At 65.3% G+C, this 16,076-nt stretch carries 15 protein-coding genes; 10 read left to right on the top strand and 5 right to left on the bottom strand.

Annotated elements, in window-relative coordinates:
• Positions 1-138 precede the first annotated feature (138 nt).
• The 9 genes from ACLE20_RS01605 to ACLE20_RS01565 all read left to right on the top strand — a co-directional run bounded on the left by ACLE20_RS01605 (position 139) and on the right by ACLE20_RS01565 (position 9,187).
• Positions 139-1,299 carry an Mrp/NBP35 family ATP-binding protein gene (locus ACLE20_RS01605; protein ID WP_410938498.1) on the top strand — a complete coding sequence of 387 codons (1,161 nt, stop codon included), beginning with the start codon at positions 139-141 and terminating at the stop codon, positions 1,297-1,299.
• A gap of 315 nt (positions 1,300-1,614) precedes the next feature.
• Positions 1,615-2,592 (top strand): magnesium transporter CorA family protein, encoded by a 978-nt coding sequence (locus ACLE20_RS01600; RefSeq protein ID WP_410938497.1) that lies wholly within the window; start codon positions 1,615-1,617, stop codon positions 2,590-2,592.
• 43 nt (positions 2,593-2,635) lie between these two features.
• Positions 2,636-4,537, top strand: coding sequence for a potassium transporter Kup (locus tag ACLE20_RS01595; protein WP_410938496.1), 1,902 nt, complete (start codon positions 2,636-2,638; stop codon positions 4,535-4,537).
• A gap of 226 nt (positions 4,538-4,763) precedes the next feature.
• Positions 4,764-5,936, top strand: a complete 1,173-nt coding sequence (locus ACLE20_RS01590; RefSeq protein WP_410938495.1) for a cell wall hydrolase — start codon at positions 4,764-4,766, stop codon at positions 5,934-5,936.
• A gap of 288 nt (positions 5,937-6,224) precedes the next feature.
• Positions 6,225-6,590 (top strand): AtpZ/AtpI family protein, encoded by a 366-nt coding sequence (locus ACLE20_RS01585; protein ID WP_410938494.1) that lies wholly within the window; start codon positions 6,225-6,227, stop codon positions 6,588-6,590.
• A 125-nt stretch (positions 6,591-6,715) separates the two neighbouring features.
• Positions 6,716-7,480: a F0F1 ATP synthase subunit A gene (locus ACLE20_RS01580; RefSeq protein WP_410938493.1), complete on the top strand. Its 765-nt coding sequence runs from the start codon at positions 6,716-6,718 to the stop codon at positions 7,478-7,480.
• 82 nt (positions 7,481-7,562) lie between these two features.
• Positions 7,563-7,790: a F0F1 ATP synthase subunit C gene (locus tag ACLE20_RS01575; protein ID WP_323105795.1), complete on the top strand. Its 228-nt coding sequence runs from the start codon at positions 7,563-7,565 to the stop codon at positions 7,788-7,790.
• 170 nt (positions 7,791-7,960) lie between these two features.
• Positions 7,961-8,677: a F0F1 ATP synthase subunit B gene (locus tag ACLE20_RS01570; protein WP_410938492.1), complete on the top strand. Its 717-nt coding sequence runs from the start codon at positions 7,961-7,963 to the stop codon at positions 8,675-8,677.
• A gap of 18 nt (positions 8,678-8,695) precedes the next feature.
• Positions 8,696-9,187 carry a F0F1 ATP synthase subunit B gene (locus ACLE20_RS01565; RefSeq protein WP_410938491.1) on the top strand — a complete coding sequence of 164 codons (492 nt, stop codon included), beginning with the start codon at positions 8,696-8,698 and terminating at the stop codon, positions 9,185-9,187.
• Positions 9,188-9,497: 310 nt separating this feature from the next.
• On the opposite strand, the gene ACLE20_RS01560 is transcribed toward ACLE20_RS01565, so the two are convergent.
• A complete protein-coding gene (locus ACLE20_RS01560) occupies positions 9,498-10,208 on the bottom strand; it encodes a ribonuclease HII (protein ID WP_410938490.1) in 711 nt (236 codons plus the stop codon).
• A 161-nt stretch (positions 10,209-10,369) separates the two neighbouring features.
• Positions 10,370-11,527 (bottom strand): PA0069 family radical SAM protein, encoded by a 1,158-nt coding sequence (locus tag ACLE20_RS01555; protein ID WP_410938489.1) that lies wholly within the window; start codon positions 11,525-11,527, stop codon positions 10,370-10,372.
• A gap of 220 nt (positions 11,528-11,747) precedes the next feature.
• Here ACLE20_RS01555 and ACLE20_RS01550 point away from each other — a divergent pair, with 220 nt between their 5' ends.
• Positions 11,748-12,284, top strand: coding sequence for a glycosyltransferase (locus ACLE20_RS01550; RefSeq protein WP_410938488.1), 537 nt, complete (start codon positions 11,748-11,750; stop codon positions 12,282-12,284).
• Between the two features lie 45 nt (positions 12,285-12,329).
• Here the strand turns inward: ACLE20_RS01550 and moaB are convergent, their stop codons facing one another.
• The 3 genes from moaB to ACLE20_RS01535 all read right to left on the bottom strand — a co-directional run bounded on the left by moaB (position 12,330) and on the right by ACLE20_RS01535 (position 15,945).
• Entirely contained in the window at positions 12,330-12,875 is a 546-nt protein-coding gene (gene moaB / locus ACLE20_RS01545) for a molybdenum cofactor biosynthesis protein B (protein WP_410938487.1), read from the bottom strand.
• A 207-nt stretch (positions 12,876-13,082) separates the two neighbouring features.
• Positions 13,083-13,991, bottom strand: coding sequence for a 4-(cytidine 5'-diphospho)-2-C-methyl-D-erythritol kinase (locus ACLE20_RS01540; protein WP_410938486.1), 909 nt, complete (start codon positions 13,989-13,991; stop codon positions 13,083-13,085).
• Between the two features lie 124 nt (positions 13,992-14,115).
• Positions 14,116-15,945: a tetratricopeptide repeat protein gene (locus ACLE20_RS01535; RefSeq protein WP_410938485.1), complete on the bottom strand. Its 1,830-nt coding sequence runs from the start codon at positions 15,943-15,945 to the stop codon at positions 14,116-14,118.
• Positions 15,946-16,076: the final 131 nt, after the last annotated feature.

Genomic DNA, 16,076 nt, shown 5'->3' with positions numbered 1-16,076 from the left:
TCCGGCCTCTCCCTCGGCAAACCCATGCCATCCTTCTTTCTCTTGCATCCGCCGTGAAATGCGGCAGAGCGGATTGGCGAAGGCCGCCGCCTCGCTTATCTACGGCAGATCGTCGAGTGCAGGCAGGAAGGGTTGATCATGGCGGATGTGACGCAAGGAGCGGTGCTGGAGGCGCTGAAGACGGTGCGCGGGCCGGACATGACCGGCAACATCGTCGACCTCAAGATGGTCTCCGACGTCTTCATCTCCGATGCCAAGGTCTACTTCTCGATCACCGTGCCGGCCGACCGGGCCAAGGACCTCGAGTCGCTGCGGGCGGCAGCCGAGCGGGTTGTCAAGGACATGCCGGGCGTCAAGGGGGCCATGGTGTCGCTCACCGCCGACCGCAAGGCCGGCAGCACCGCGCCGCCGCCCCGGCCGGCCGCCACGGCGCCGGCGCACAGCCATCCGCATGCCCCCGCCGGACAGCGGCCGGCCGGCCCGGCCAAGGCCGGCATTCCAGGCGTCGGCGCCATCATCGCCGTCGCCTCCGGCAAGGGCGGCGTCGGCAAGTCGACGACATCAGCCAATCTGGCGCTCGGTCTCGCTGCCAACGGCCTGCGCGTCGGCATCCTCGATGCCGATATTTACGGCCCCTCCATGCCGCGGCTGTTGAAGATTTCCGGCCGCCCGCAGCAGATCGACGGCAAGATGATCCGGCCGATGGAGAATTATGGCTTGAAGGTCATGTCGATGGGCTTCCTGGTCGACGAGGAGGTGGCGATGATCTGGCGCGGACCGATGATCCAGTCGGCGCTGCTGCAGATGCTGCGCGAGGTCGCCTGGGGCGAGCTCGACGTTCTGGTGGTCGACATGCCGCCCGGCACCGGCGACGCACAGCTGACCATGGCGCAGCAGGTGCCGCTCTCGGGCGCCGTGATCGTCTCCACCCCGCAGGATCTGGCGCTGATTGATGCCCGCAAGGGGCTCGCCATGTTCCGCAAGGTCGAGGTGCCGGTGCTCGGCATCGTCGAGAATATGAGTTTCTTCATCGCCCCGGATACGGGCAAGCGCTACGACATCTTTGGCCATGGCGGAGCGAAGGCCGAGGCGGAACGGATCGGCGTTCCCTTCCTCGGGGAGGTTCCGCTGACGATCGAGATCCGCGAGACCTCCGACGCCGGCACACCCCTGACCGTCTCCGAACCGGAGGGGCCGGTTGCTGCGATCTATCGCGAGATCGCCCGCAAGGTCTGGGAGCAAGTGGGGGCCGGGCGCAGCGCTGGCTCGCGCCAGCCGCCGAAGATCACCTTCGAATAGCGCTGGAACGCCGCGTGGCGCCAACAAGCCGTCTGGCGCTGCCCATCACATTTAAGACTTGTGGCAAAAGCAGGGCGAAAGCAACGGCGCGCCATTGATTTCGGCGCGCTCATAGGCCATATGGCAGCCGCATTGCAGCCGGGGCTTCCGGTCCGCAAGGCCGACCATGCGCGACGCTTCAGAGGCGGAGCTGGCCGATGGCTCAAACCGGGTCCCGCTCCATGGCGTCTTTGACCATGACTGATCATCCGTTGCTGGCCGCCGCCCTCGCGCCGCAGGCCGAAGCTCTCTTCCCATGCCCGTGAGACATCCCCGATGATCACCGTTTATGATGCGCGCGGCGAGGCGCTGGTCGTGGAAAGCGACATGCCGCCGGAAAACCTTCCGGAGGACATCGTCTGGATCGACCTCCTGCATCCGGACAAGGCGGAAGATCGGCTGATCGAGCGCTTTCTCGGCATCGAGATCCCCACGCGGGAAGACCTCAAGGACATCGAGCCCTCGAGCCGGCTCTATTCCACGGAAGACGCGATCTTCATGACAGCCTCGCTGGTCTGCCGGGCCGAGAGCGGCCATCCGGTGCTCACCGACATCGCCTTCGTTCTCGCCCGCGGCAAGCTGATCACCGTGCGCTATGACGAGCCGAAATCCTTCGATCTCTTCCGTGCGGCACTCCACCGCATTCCCGGCGGCTGTCGCAATGGCACCATGCTCGCCATGCGGCTCTTCGAGACCGTGGTCGACCGCACCGCCGAGATCCTCGAACATGCGGTCGCCAAGCTCGACGAGCTCTCCATGCAGGTCTTTGTCGAGCGGCGGGTTGGAAAGCGCCGTCCGCCACATTATCTGGAAGCCAAGCTGCTCGATGTCGCCTCCTACCACCGGCTGGTGGCCAAGACGCGCGACAGCCTGGCCTCGCTCTCACGCCTGCTCACCTATGTCTATGCGACGCCGCTCCTCCAGCAGGAAAAGGAAGCGCGCGATCTCTGCCGGACGGTGACGCTCGACGTGCAGTCGCTGTCCGAACACGCCTCGTTCATCGCCAACAACATCACCTTCCTTCTCGACGCCTCGCTTGGGCTGATCGGCGTCGAGCAGAATGCCATCATCAAGATCTTCTCGATCGCCTCGGTCGTCTTCCTGCCGCCGACGCTGGTCGCCTCGCTCTATGGCATGAATTTCGCACATATGCCCGAACTGCAATGGACCTACGGCTATCCCATGGCGCTCCTCGCCATGGTGATCTCGGCCGTGATCCCCTTCTATTTCTTCCGCTGGAAAGGCTGGCTCTGAGCGCGCAATCATCGCGGACGCTCCCAAGCCGGAAACAGGACCCATGGGCCACAGGCACGAAAAGGCATCGCAGGAAAAGCGCGGACTGGGCGGATTGCTCATGCTGTCGCTCGGCTCGATCGGCGTCGTCTATGGTGATATCGGCACGAGCCCGCTCTACGCCTTCCGCGAGGCGCTGCGCCCCGTCGCGGCTGATGGCGTCACGCGCGGCGAGATCATCGGCCTCGTCTCGCTGATGATCTGGACACTGACGATCATCGTCACGCTCAAATATGTGCTCTTCCTGCTGCGCGCCGACAACAATGGCGAAGGCGGCACGCTGTCCCTGCTGGCGCTTCTGATGAAATTCTCCACCGGCCGCACCGGCTGGCTCTTCGTCATGGGTATTGCGGGCGCGGCGCTGTTCATGGGCGATGCCATCATCGCCCCGGCGCTCTCGGTGCTGTCAGCGGTCGAGGGCCTCAAGCTGGTCGCGCCGCAGTTCAGCGATTACGTCGTGCCGATCTCGGTCGTGATCCTCCTGGCGCTCTTCGCCGTTCAATCGCGCGGGACAGAAGCGGTCTCGAAATTCTTCGGGCCGATCATGCTCGCCTGGTTCCTGGTGCTTGGCGTCGCCGGCCTTTCCCATATCCACGACGACCTGGCGATCCTCTCCGCCTTCAACCCCTATCATGCCGTGCGCTTCCTGTTGAATGCGGGCTTCGTCGGTTTCGTGGTTCTGGGTGCCGTCTTCCTGACGGTGACGGGCGCCGAGGCACTTTATGCCGATCTCGGCCATTTCGGCCGCCGGCCGATCCAGTGGGCCTGGATCTGTCTCGTCTTCCCGGCGCTGACGCTGAATTATCTCGGCCAGGGCGCGCTGGTGCTCAAACACCCGGAGGCGATGTCCGACCCCTTCTACCTGATGTTCCCGGACTGGGCGCTGCTGCCGGTCGTCATTCTCGCGACCTGCGCGACGATCATTGCCGCCCAGGCGGTCATCACCGGGGCCTTCTCGCTGACCCGCCAGGCAATCAACCTCGGCTATCTGCCACGCATGGCGATCCTGCACACCTCCGAGACCCATACCGGCCAGATCTATCTGCCCAACGTCAATGTCGTGCTGATGTTCGGCGTCATGGCGCTGGTCTTCATCTTCGGCTCGTCGGAATCGCTGGCCACCGCCTATGGCATCTCGGTCACCGGCGCCATGCTCGTCGACACCATTCTTGCCTATCGCTTCGTGCGCATGCGCTGGCGCTGGCCCTTCCTGCTGGCGCTTGCCGTCATCCTGCCGCTGGCGCTGCTCGAAACCGTGTTCTTCAGCGCCAATATGTTGAAGATCCATGATGGCGGCTACGTGCCGGTGCTGATCGCGGCGAGCTTCATGCTGGTCATGTGGACCTGGCGGCGCGGCACGCGCATCCTGCACGACAAGACCCGCCACACCGACATTCCGCTCGCCGCCTTCGTCAAGTCGATTGAACGCAAGAGCGCCCATGCGCCGGTCTCCGTGCCCGGCACGGCCGTATTCCTGACCAGCGATCCGGATTCAACGCCGGCCGCCCTGCTGCACAATATCAAGCACAATCACGTGCTGCATGCGCAGAACTTCATCCTGACGATCCGCACGGTGAACACGCCCTTCGTCGCCAAGGATTTTCGCGTCAGCGCCTCCAGCCTGTCGGAGCGCTTCAGCCTGCTCGAAATGCGCTTTGGCTATATGGAATCGCAGAACGTCTCCCAGGCGCTCGGCCTGTTCCGCAAAACCGGGCTGAAGTTCGATATCATGTCGACCTCCTTCTATCTCGGCCGGCGCAAGCTGGTGCCGGATGCCCGGTCCGGCATGCCGCAATGGCAGGACCGGTTGTTCATCGCACTCGCCAATGCCGCGACCGACCCGTCCGACTATTTCCGCCTGCCGACCAACCGCGTGGTCGAGCTCGGCTCGCACGTCATCATATGACGTTTTTGTGAGCCAGGTTTCGGCCGCTTCGCCGAAGCCCGCAGGCCGGTATTAACCAAGCATCAAGGTTAATGCTTCATTGTCACTGCACGGGTCGAGGCGGGCCGGTCGTGTGTTGTGAGTCACCAACCGTCTTCATGGAAATTGGCAGGGGTCTTCCTCGCGCTGCGCGGTTTGCGCAGTCGCGTGCGGGCGATGCTGCGTCTGTTCGCGTGGAGTGCATCGGTTGGGTCAGCGTTCGATTGGGTTCTGCGGGAGCAAGGTCTCCCGCTTCGCAGCACCGGCGGTCCTGGCGGCGCTCATCTTCACAGGCTTCCCCTCCGTCGGGGGCCATGCCGATCTCGCCACCTTCCTCTCCGGCATCAATCGCGGCGGCGAACGTTGGCGCATGCACATGACCCGCTCGCCAGCCGGATCGCTGCATGATGTCGAAGTGGTGTTCAACGATCCAATCACGACCGCCGCGATCGAAGACGGGGCGGGGGTGACGCTGCCCGATGGCGAGCGCGTGTCGCTTGCCGCCGCCGACAAGGAGGGCGACGGGTCGCCCGACGAGGACCGCGTCAACCGGCGTGACAAGAAGGGCCGTATCGTCGCGGTCTCCCCGGTGACGCCGCCCAAGGATTTCTCGGCCGGTTCGATCCTGCAGCGCACGAGCGCACTGACGCGTCCGGTGATGGAGGGCGGCGAGCCGATGGTCTTCGCCCGCTCCTCGATCAAGGGCCGCGAGATCGAGATCGCCACAGCCTTCTACAAAAAGTCGCCTCCGAAGCCCGACCCGTCGCTGTCGCCGATGGTTGCGCGCCTGGTGACCAACAGCCGCGCTGATGTGCTGGCCACCGCTTACGCGCCGAGCGCGCCGGACTATGCGAGCGAATCGCCCTTCGACAGCATCTTGGCGCCCGATCATTCCGGCGGCCGCTTCATTCCGGACATCGCGCCCGAAGATCATGCCTGGGCCGCCAATCCGCTGCCGGCCGAGGTCTTCTCGGCGGAAGAGCAGAAATGCCTGACCTCAGGCATCTATTTCGAATCGCGTGGCGAATCGGCCAAGGGCCAGGCGGCCGTCGCCCAGGTGATCCTCAACCGGGTGCGCAACCCGGCCTATCCAAAAACCATCTGCGGCGTCGTCTACCAGAACAAGCAGCTCTACAATCGCTGTCAGTTCTCCTTCGCCTGCGACCGAATCCCCGACATCGTCTGGTCTCCGACCCATTGGAAGACCGCCCAGGAGATCGCTCTGGCGGTGACGGCAGGTAAGATATGGCTTCCTGAGGTCGGGTCAGCGACCCATTACCATGCCACCTATGTCCGGCCTGACTGGGGCCCGACGATGAAACGGCTCACGCAGATCGGCAAGCACATCTTCTACCGCACCTATGGCGGCGGCTGGAGCTGAGCCCACAAGCAGATGGAGCAAAACGCACGCTCTGTGCGAATTTCTCGCACGGAGCGTTATGCGGTTTTCGCAGGGCTCGGCAAGATCGCTTCTAAGAGGCTGATTTCGATCACGAATATTGTCAACAGCCGACCCTTCTCCGCGCCTTGACTAGCAAGAACCCGGAAACTATGGTGCGGCAACTTCAAAAGGGGCCGAGAGTGGCTTGAAATCTGGCCTTTGTGTGGCCTTGCATCCGAAACGACCTTAAGGTCGCTGCGGAGGCGGCCAAGGCGGAGGACAAGCCACATGGCGGATGACCGGAACGAAGGTCTGGAAGAGCGGCGCAAGCGCCTGAGCAGCGAACTCGCGGCACGCCGCGGCAGCGACGCGAAGGAGGCGGCCGACGAGGCGAGGGCGGTCGAAACCCGCAAGGGGTACCAGGTCGCGATCAAGCTCTCGAGCGAGTTCGTGGCCGCCATCATCGTCGGGGCCCTGCTGGGCTATCTTCTCGACCATTTTGCCGGTACAGCGCCCTGGGGGATGATCGTGCTTCTCCTCCTCGGCTTCTGCGCCGGCGTGCTGAACGTGCTGCGTTCGGCGGGCATGGTCGCCGCGCCCCATCCGGCAGACCGGACGGGACGACCAGACGGGGATGAGGGCGACCGCCTTTGAGGTGACGGCCGCAAGGCTGCACCGAACGAGATCGATCCGCAGGAGCTGCGCGCGCCATCGGCGTGCCGGAGCCTCGGTTAAAATACGGGCCGCCGGCGGGCGGGAGAGAGCGAAGAGAGAGAAACGTGGCAACGGCTGACAAGGTAGATCCGACCCACCAGTTCCTGGTCAACAAGATCGTCCCCATCGAAATCGGTGGTCTGGACCTGTCCTTCACCAATGCATCGCTCTTCATGGTCGCCACGGTGCTGCTCGCATCCGGCTTCCTCTACCTCACCACCTCGCGCCGCGCCGTCATTCCGGGCCGCCTGCAGTCGGTCTCCGAGCTCTCCTATGAATTCATTGCCTCCATGCTGCGCGAAGGCGCCGGCAGCCACGGCATGAAGTTCTTCCCGATGGTCTTCTCGCTGTTCATGTTCATCCTGACGGCGAACCTGCTCGGCATGGTGCCCTATTTCTTCACCATTACCAGCCAGATCATCGTCACCTTCGCGCTGGCGCTCTTCGTCATCGGCACGGTTCTGGTCTATGGTTTCTACAAGCATGGCTTCCATTTCCTGAGCGTGTTCGTTCCCTCGGGCGTTCCCGGCGTGCTTCTGCCGCTGGTGGTCGCGATCGAGATCATTTCCTTCCTCTCGCGTCCCATCAGCCTGTCGGTCCGTCTCTTCGCCAATATGCTGGCCGGCCACATCACGCTGAAGGTGTTCGCGGGCTTCGTCGCTTCGCTCAGCACGCTCGGCGCGCTCGGCATCGGCGGCGCCATCCTGCCTCTCATTATGACCGTGGCGCTCACGGGTCTCGAATTCCTCGTCGCCTTCCTGCAGGCCTACGTCTTCGCGGTGCTGACCTGCATGTACCTGAACGACGCGGTCCACCCGGGCGGCCACTGAGGAATAGTCACGCGCAGCCCGGCGTTCGCGTCGCGGCTGTCACGAAAAGCCGCAACAACCCTTCTACTCAAGGAGCATCACCATGGAAGCGGAAGCAGCAAAGTACATCGGCGCAGGTCTCGCATGCCTCGGCATGGCTGGCACGGCCCTCGGCCTCGGCAACATCTTCGGCAGCTTTCTGTCGGGCGCCCTGCGCAACCCTTCGGCTGCTGACAGCCAGTTCGGCCGCCTCGTATTCGGCTTCGCCGTGACGGAAGCACTGGGCATCTTCTCGCTGCTCGTCGCTCTCCTGCTGCTGTTCGCCGTCTAAGATCAGCTTCGGTTCCGCGCGGCGCATGGTTCGCCGCGCGTGACCCTTTCGCAGCCCTGGTGCCCAAGCGCCGGAACGGCTGCCTTTCTTTTCTCCTGCATCGCATGCGCCAGCCCTTGCCGCCGGCCTTGAGATCCAGACGACGATTTTGACTGCACCTGGAGATGAGCATGTTCGTGACGGCGGCCTACGCCCAGACATCGACGCCCGAAGGCGCAGCGCCCAACGCCGCCGCCCCGAACGCCGTTGCCCCCGGGGCAGCCGCGCCGGACGCCGCCGCTCCTGGCGCTGCCCCCACGACGGCCGCACCGGAAGCGGCGCCCCATGCCGCTCCGGAGGCCGGCGCGGGCGAGGTTCACACCGAGACCGGCGTCGCCCATGAAGGCGGACACGGCTCCGGCGTCTTCCCGCCCTTCGACCAGACAACCTTCGCCTCACAGCTGCTCTGGCTCGTCATCTCCTTCGGCGTCTTCTACATCCTCCTGTCCAAGGTGATCCTGCCGCGCATCGGCGGGATCCTCGAGACCCGCAAGAGCACGATCGCCCGTGATCTCGACGATGCCGCCCGCTCCAAGGCTCAGGCCGATGCGGCCGTGGCAGCCTATGAGAAAGAACTCGCCGAGGCGCGCGCCAAGGGCAATGCGATCGCCGCCAGCGCCCGCGACGCCGCCAAGGCCAAGGCCGCCACCGACCGCGCCGCAATCGAAGCCGACCTCAACGCCAAGATCCAGGCTGCGGAAGGCCGGATCGCCGAGATCAAGGCTGCGGCGCTGGCCGATGTCGACGCCATCGCCGAAGAGACCGCCGCGAGCGTGGTCGAGCAGCTGACCGGCACGGATGTGCCGCGTGCCGAGATCGCCTCGGCCGTCAAGGCGCAAGCGAACTGAGGACGAAGGAGCAGACTTATGGATTTGACCTCACAGGCAACCGTCTGGGCCACCGTCGGCCTCGTCCTCTTCCTCGTGCTGATCGCCTATCTCAAGGTGCCGGGCATGATGGGCAAGTCGCTCGACGAGCGGGCTGATCGCATCCGCAACGACCTCGACGAGGCCAAGCGCCTGCGCGAGGAAGCCCAGGCCCTGTTGACCGAATATCAGAAGAAGCGGAAGGACGCCGAAGCGGACGCAGCCAACATCGTCGCCGCCGCCGAACGCGAAGCCGCCGCCCTGACCGCGGACGCCAAGCAGAAGACGGAAGACTTCGTCGCCCGTCGCACGCAGCTCTCCGAGCAGAAGATCCGCCAAGCTGAAGCCGATGCGATCAACGCCGTGCGTGCCACCGCCGTCGACATCGCCATCTCCGCCGCCGAACGCGTCATCGCGGCCCGCGCCAATACGTCCACCCAGACGGCGCTCTTCGACAAGTCGATCAGCGAAGTGAAGACGCGGCTGAACTGACCCATCTCGACCTTCGCCACGTTCCAAAAGGCCGGCCCTGCGCCGGCCTTTTTGCGTTAATGCGTGCTGCCGCCCGCACAAGACCCCCTCTGCCTGCCGGCATCTCCCCCACAAGGGGGGAGAGGGCTGGGGGCCCCGGCATCGCTATCCGTTCGGCTACGGGATCGGCGAGGGGCGGATGAGAATGGTGACAAAGGCGAGAGAGGGCCGAACGGCTGCCCCTTGGTCTCTCCCCCCTTGTGGGGGAGATGGCCGGAAGGCCAGAGGGGGACTTTTGCAGTTGGTTTGAATCAAGCGGCTCAACTCGGCCTCACTCCGCTGCCAGCAAATCCATCTCGTCCATCTCCACGCCGTCGATCCGCAGCGGGCGGAAGGTCATGCGGTGGAGAGGGCAGGGGCCGTGCTCTGTCAGGGCGGAGCGGTGGCGGAGGGTGGCATAGCCGGCATGGACGGCGAAGCCGTAGGAGGGGAAGGAGAGGTCGGCGCGGGCCATCATTCGGTCGCGCGATACCTTGGCGACGATCGAGGCGGCGGCAATGGAGAGCGAGCGCGCATCGCCCTTGACGACGGCGCGGCCAGGGCAGGGCAGGCCGGGCGGCACGTCGCGGCCATCGGCGAGCACGAGGGCGGGCCGGCGGTGCAGGCCGAGCACGGCGCGGCGCATGGCGTCGAGACTCGCCTTGCGAATATCGGTTCCGTCGATGCGGCCCGCGGCCGAGGAGGCAATCGACACGATGCTGCTTGCCAGAATCTCGACAAACAGCGCCTCGCGGCGCGCGGCGGTCAATTGCTTGCTGTCGTTCAGGCCTTGAGGAATGCGGTTGGGATCGAGGATCACGGCGGCAGCGACCACGGGGCCGGCAAGCGGTCCGCGCCCTGCCTCATCCGTGCCGGCGATCGGCCACAGACCTTCGCGTGCGGCGGCGTCTTCCATCGCGAAGTCCGGTCCGCCGGTGATGTGGATCGCGCCTTTGCCGGTCGTCAGCAGTGAAGGGGAATCGGGAGATGTGCGTCGGGCCATAGGCCTAGATGAGCACAGTCTCCCGATTCCCTTCAAGCCCCCGACGCCGATGCGGCGGCGGCATCGCGGGCTTCGCGGTTTCGTCACGAGGAGAACGAACCGCGATTCTTGTGACCTGACGCTGTCTACGCCGGCTGTCGTTAGCCGGATCATAGAATACGCTAAAACAGTGCGAGCTGAACACCGGCGCCGGAGGGTGGCGTGAACAGATCGCTGTTCAGCGTCCGGCGGTTGGTGTTGAGCTCGAGCCGCTTGGCTGCGAGGTCGAAGCGGCGGCCGATCTGCCAGGCATAGGGCCCGGCGCCCTTCATCCGCTTGCCGAACTCGGCGTCGTAATCCTTGCCGCCGCGCATGGAACGCACCAGCGACATCACATGCCGGTAGCGGTCCGGATAGTGACGCAGCAGCCAGTCGCGGAAAAGCGGGCTCACCTCCAGCGGCAGACGCAGCAGCACATAGCTCGCCTCGCCTGCGCCCGCCGCCTTGGCGCTGTCGAGCACGCGCTCGATCTCGTGGTCGTTCAGCGCCGGAATGATTGGCGACATGAGGACGCTGGTGGGGATGCCGGCATCGGAGAGGGCGCGGATCGCCTCCAGCCGCTTCGGCGGCGTCGAGCAACGCGGCTCCATCGCCCGCGCCAGCTTTCGGTCGAGCGTCGTCACCGACATGCCGACCCGGACCAGACCCTTTTCCGCCATGGGCGCCAGGAGGTCGATGTCGCGCGTCACCAGCGCCGACTTGGTGACGATCATCAGCGGATGATCCGCTTCCTTCAGCACCTCGATGATCTGGCGGGTGATGCGCCACTCCTTCTCGATCGGCTGGTAGGGGTCGGTGTTGGTGCCAAGCGCCAGCGGCCGCACCTTGTACCCCGGCTTGCTGAGCTCGCGCTCCAGGAGGCGCGCCGCGTCCGGCTTGGCGAACAGCTTGGTCTCGAAATCAAGCCCGGCGGAGAGACCCACATAGGCGTGGGTCGGACGGGCGAAGCAATAGATGCAGCCATGCTCGCAGCCGCGATAGGGGTTCACGGACCGGTCGAAGTTGAGATCGGGCGAGTCGTTGCGCGTGATGACGCTGCGCGGCTTCTCGACCTGAACCTCGGTCTTGAACTCCGGCAGGTCCTCCAGCGACTGCCAGCCATCATCCTCGATCGTCCGCGTCACCGGTTCGAAACGACCGGCGGTATTCAAGGCGGCGCCGCGTCCGCGCCGGCGTTCGCCCTCGATGCGCAGGCCCGTCTCGGCCATCATCGCCTCGGCCATATCGGCCCCGTTGCCGGGCGCCAACGCGCCCTGCCTGACATGCGACAGATCGGTCATGGGATACTCCGGCTGGGGCGACGGGGAGGCGCGCGATGCGAAACGAGTCGGCCTCCCCGGTCCCGATGTCGATCTTCTACCGCGATGATGAGAACAATGCAAGAACAAAGCGGCGGATGCGGATTGGCAACCGGGCGGGATTCATGATGAACATGATTTTAACGTGTTCGGGCTCTCGGCTCCGGTGGCAGTTTTTGCTGCACTGCGTTAGGTTCCGAGCATGCTGACAGTGCTCCTCGAGACCCGGAACAATGAGGCGCGTCTCGCCCAGACCCTGGCGGCGCTGGTGCCTGGGGCGGTGGAGGGGCTGGTCAGCGATGTTCTCGTGCTCGACCGCGGCTCGACCGATGCCTCTCGCGCCGTTGCGGATGCCGCCGGCGCGCGTTTCATGGAACAGGGTGCGCTCTCCGAGGCGCTCCGCCTCGCGCGGGGGACCTGGCTGCTGCTGCTCGAGCCGGGCGCGCGCCCGCTGCGCAATTGGGTGAACGAGGTTGCGGAGCATATGGCCGTCGGGCGGACGCCGGCCCGTTTCTCGGCCTCCCAGCGTCACCGCCGCTCCTTCCTCCATCGTCTTGTTCGACCGCAGCCTCCGCTGGAGCGCGGCTTTCTCATGCGCCGCAGCGACGCGGCGGCTTTGGTTCATCCGGGAATGGCGCTCTCGGAATTGGTGCGCCGCAGGGGCGTGCACCGTTTGCCGAGCGAATTGATGCCCGCTTGGGCCGCGGGGCCCGATGGCCAACAGGCGGAGTCGAGATGATCGGCGATCGCCGTTGTGGGAAGGTGGCCAGCGCGCGTCCGGGCTTCAGCGCTGCAGGTGCTCGTCCAGCCGGGGCATGATCTCGACGAAATTGCAGGGGCGGTGGCGATAGTCGAGCTGCTGGTTGAGGATGCCATCCCAGGCATCGCGGCAGGCGCCGGGCGAGCCCGGCAGCACGAAGACGAAGGTGGCGTTCAGCACGCCGGCGGTGGCGCGGGACTGGATGGTCGAGGTGCCGATCTTGGTGGCCGAGAGCTGGTGAAACAGCACCGAAAATCCATCCATACGCTTCTCGAACAGCGGCTCCAGCGCCTCGGGCGTCACGTCCCGCCCGGTGAATCCGGTGCCGCCGGTGGTGATGACCACATCGATGTCCGGGTCCTCGCTCCAGCTGCGCACCTGAGCGGCAATCGCCTCGCGCTCGTCGGGCACGATGGCGCGGGCTGCCAGCCGATGCCCGGCCGCGATCAGCCTCGCCTCCAGCGTATCGCCGGAGCGATCCTCCGCGCGGCTACGCGTGTCGGACACGGTGAGCACCGCGATCGAGACCGGGATGAAGGGGCGCTCCGGCGCGGGGGTCTGGTCGGCCATGGTCGTCGCTTTCGTGAAGGAGAGGGGCTCGCTGCCCTGATTTGTCTGTCTCTGTCACGCCGTCCATCGACGACGCGATCGCAGTCGGCTCAAAAGTGCCCTTGATCATATGGCGCGGGAGGAAAATCTCCAGCGGCAACGACGTTCGTGAAGCGCGCAGATGTCCATCGACGCAGTCGGCGCCTCGGCTTTCTCGACCAAGCCAGCCTAGACCGCCGACACGGTCTCGCAGGCCATCACGAACCAGTCGGGCCGCGCGGCGGTCAGGGCTACGGCCGCCTGATCCCGAACCTCGGCTGTGGCGTAAAGCGCAAAACAGGTGGCGCCGGAGCCGGACATGCGCAGCACCGGCGCGCCGGTCAGCTCCAGCGCTTCGAGCACGGCGCCGATCGCCGGCTCCAGCGACAGGGCCGGCGGCTGGAGATCGTTGCGCAGCGCGTCGAGCACGCCAAGCCAGTCCGCGCCTCGCGACAGATTTTCCGGCAGGTCGAGCGCCGCATTGGTCTTGTGGGCGAGCGCCCGGAACACGGCGGGGGTCGAGACGCCGACCAGCGGATTGACCAGCAGCGCATGGAAGGCCGGCATGTCGAGCGCCGTGATCTCCTCGCCGATTCCGCGGGCAATCAGCGGCCGCCCTTCCAGGCACATGGGCACATCGGCGCCGAGCGCCAGGCCGAGCGCGACGAGGTTTCCAGCTGCGGACTCGGCCTGCCAGAGCGTTGTCAAGCCTTTGAGCGTCGCCGCCGCATCGGCTGACCCGCCGCCGATCCCCGAGGCGATCGGCAGGTTCTTCTCAAGATGGATCTGCACCGGCTGGGCCTCATAGCCGTCGGCCTGCAGTGTGTCGCGCAACAGATCACGCGCCGCCAGCACCAGATTGCCGCCCCGGCCACCAGCCTCGCGCGACAGTTGATCGGAAAAGGGGCCGGACAGGGTAAAGCGATCCTCGTCTGCCAGCGCCAGCATCACGCGGTCGCCACGATCGGCAAAGGTCACCACGCTTTCCAGGAGATGATGCCCATCGACCCTCTGGCCGACCACATGCAGCGCGAGATTGATCTTGGCCGGCGCATGCACGACCAGCGCCATGTCCGGAGTGTCGAACGGCCCTGTCATGCGGCGTGCGCCCTTGATGGAGCACCCTTTGCCAAACACACCCTCTGGGCGGCAGCCCAGAGGGTGTCACTGGCCGGCCGGCGGTTTCTGGTAGAACGGCAAACTTTCCGCATCGGCGGCCGGGTCAGGATTTCTTGCCGGGCTCAGCCGTGACGGCGGGTTTTTCGGGCTCGGCATCGGCGGCGGCCGGCACCTTGGGGTCGAGCGGCGGCAGGCCGCTTTCGATCTTCGCCTTGATCTTCGGGATCTCCGCCTCTTCCGGCTTCAGCTCCAGCGCCTGGTTCCACTGGAACACCGCCTCCAGACGCCGGCCGATCCGCCAATAGGCATCGCCCAGATGGTCGTTGATCGTCGGATCGCCGGCCTTGAGCTCGGCAGCCCGCTCAAGCTCCGCCACCGCCTCGTCGAAGCGGTTGAGACGGAAATAGGCCCAGCCAAGCGAGTCGACGATGTAGCCGTCATCCGGCTTGAGATCGACGGCGCGGCGGATCATGTCCAGCCCCTCGTCGAGGTTGATGTTCATGTCGACCCAGGAATAGCCGAGATAGTTCAGGACCTGCGGCTGGTCGGGATTGAGCTCCAGGGCCTTCTTGAAGTTCGGCTCGGCCTTGTCCCAGATCTTCAGCCGCTCGTAGGCAATGCCGCGCTGGAAGAAGACCGTCCAGTCGCCGCGCTTCGGCACAGGGCCGATCTCGTCGACAGCGCGGTCATAGACCTCGGCCATCTCCTTGTAGTCCTTGTTGTCGGAGAGCACGCTGCCATAGGCAAGATAGCTGCGGATGTCCTTGGGATCGAGCTCGATCAGGCCGCGCAGATGCTTTTTGGCCTCGTCCTTGTCGCCGACTTCGGCCAGCGCCAGGCCAAGCTGCATTTCCGACAGGCGCCGCATGGGAGAGCCTTCCGACACCTCGCGATAGAGAGCGATGGCGCGCTGCGGCTGCTTGAGATTCTCGGCAATGCCGCCGAGCATGACGAGAATATCGGCGCTATCCGGATCGAGCGCACGCGCCACCTGCAGATAGAGCGAGACGATGTCTTCCGCGCCTTCCCTGTTCAGTGCCGCACCGACCGAGAACAGCACCGACGCCGCGCCCTGGGCGGCATTGCGCACCTGCTGCTCCTGCGGCTTGCCCTCATCGACGCTCTTGCGCAGCGCGTCGAGCGGCGCATAGTTGCTGACGAAATTCTGGCCGACGGCGATCGTGTCGAGCGCCTTCTGCTTGTTGCCATCGCGTGCTTCCAGCCGGGCGAGCGCGGTGATCGCCCGCAGGAATGTGTCGGGCGCGGCCGAGGCACCGTTCTTGTCGGAGATCGCGTCGGTCAGCTTGGTGCGAGCCCGCGTCTTGTCGCCGGCAGCGAGCGCGATGGCGCCGGCCTGGTAGTTCTTGAAGATGGCGAACCAGTCTGGCCCCTCCATCGCATCGATCAGCGCGATCGCATCCTTCGGCTTGCCTTGGCCGGCCTTGGCCCAGGCGACGAGAAGCGAATTCATCATCCGGTCGAGATCATTGGGGCCGGAATAGTTCAGGATCTTCTCGGCGTTGCGATAGTCCTTCTTGCGGATCGCGTCGATGCCGCGCACCACGGTGGTGATCCGCTCGACGGAGGCATCGTCCTTGAGGTCCTTGGCGAGCTCGGCACCCTTTTCGAACTCACCGTTCAGAAGCAGCGTCACCATCAGCCGCTGCTTGACGTCGACATTGGTCGGCTCGAATTCGAGCGCCGTGCGATAGAGCCGAGTTGCGGTCTCGTAATCGTGATCGACATCGGCCGTGCGCGCCGCCAGGAAGGCGCCGGAAAAGGTGTTGACCGAATTCACATCGAAAGGCTTGGCTGTCGTTTGCTCGGTTGCCGGCTTTTCGGCTTCCGCCTGGCACAGGCTGGCGCCGGAGACCATGGCCAGCGCCAGGAAGGCCACGCTTGAGAGCATCCGAACTGTTCTTTTCTGCCGCATGACACGCCTTTCGTAAGGGCCGCGCACCGGCGCTGCCCGGAATCAGTTCCACATGATGTAGCGCATCCCCCGCCGCAGCGGAATCGCCGCGCCTGCGGCACATGCGCCTTTCGAGCGCTCCTGCCAGCATA

The organism is Rhizobium sp. YIM 134829, assembly GCF_046546455.1.
This window is presented reverse-complemented; position numbering and strand designations above follow the sequence as displayed.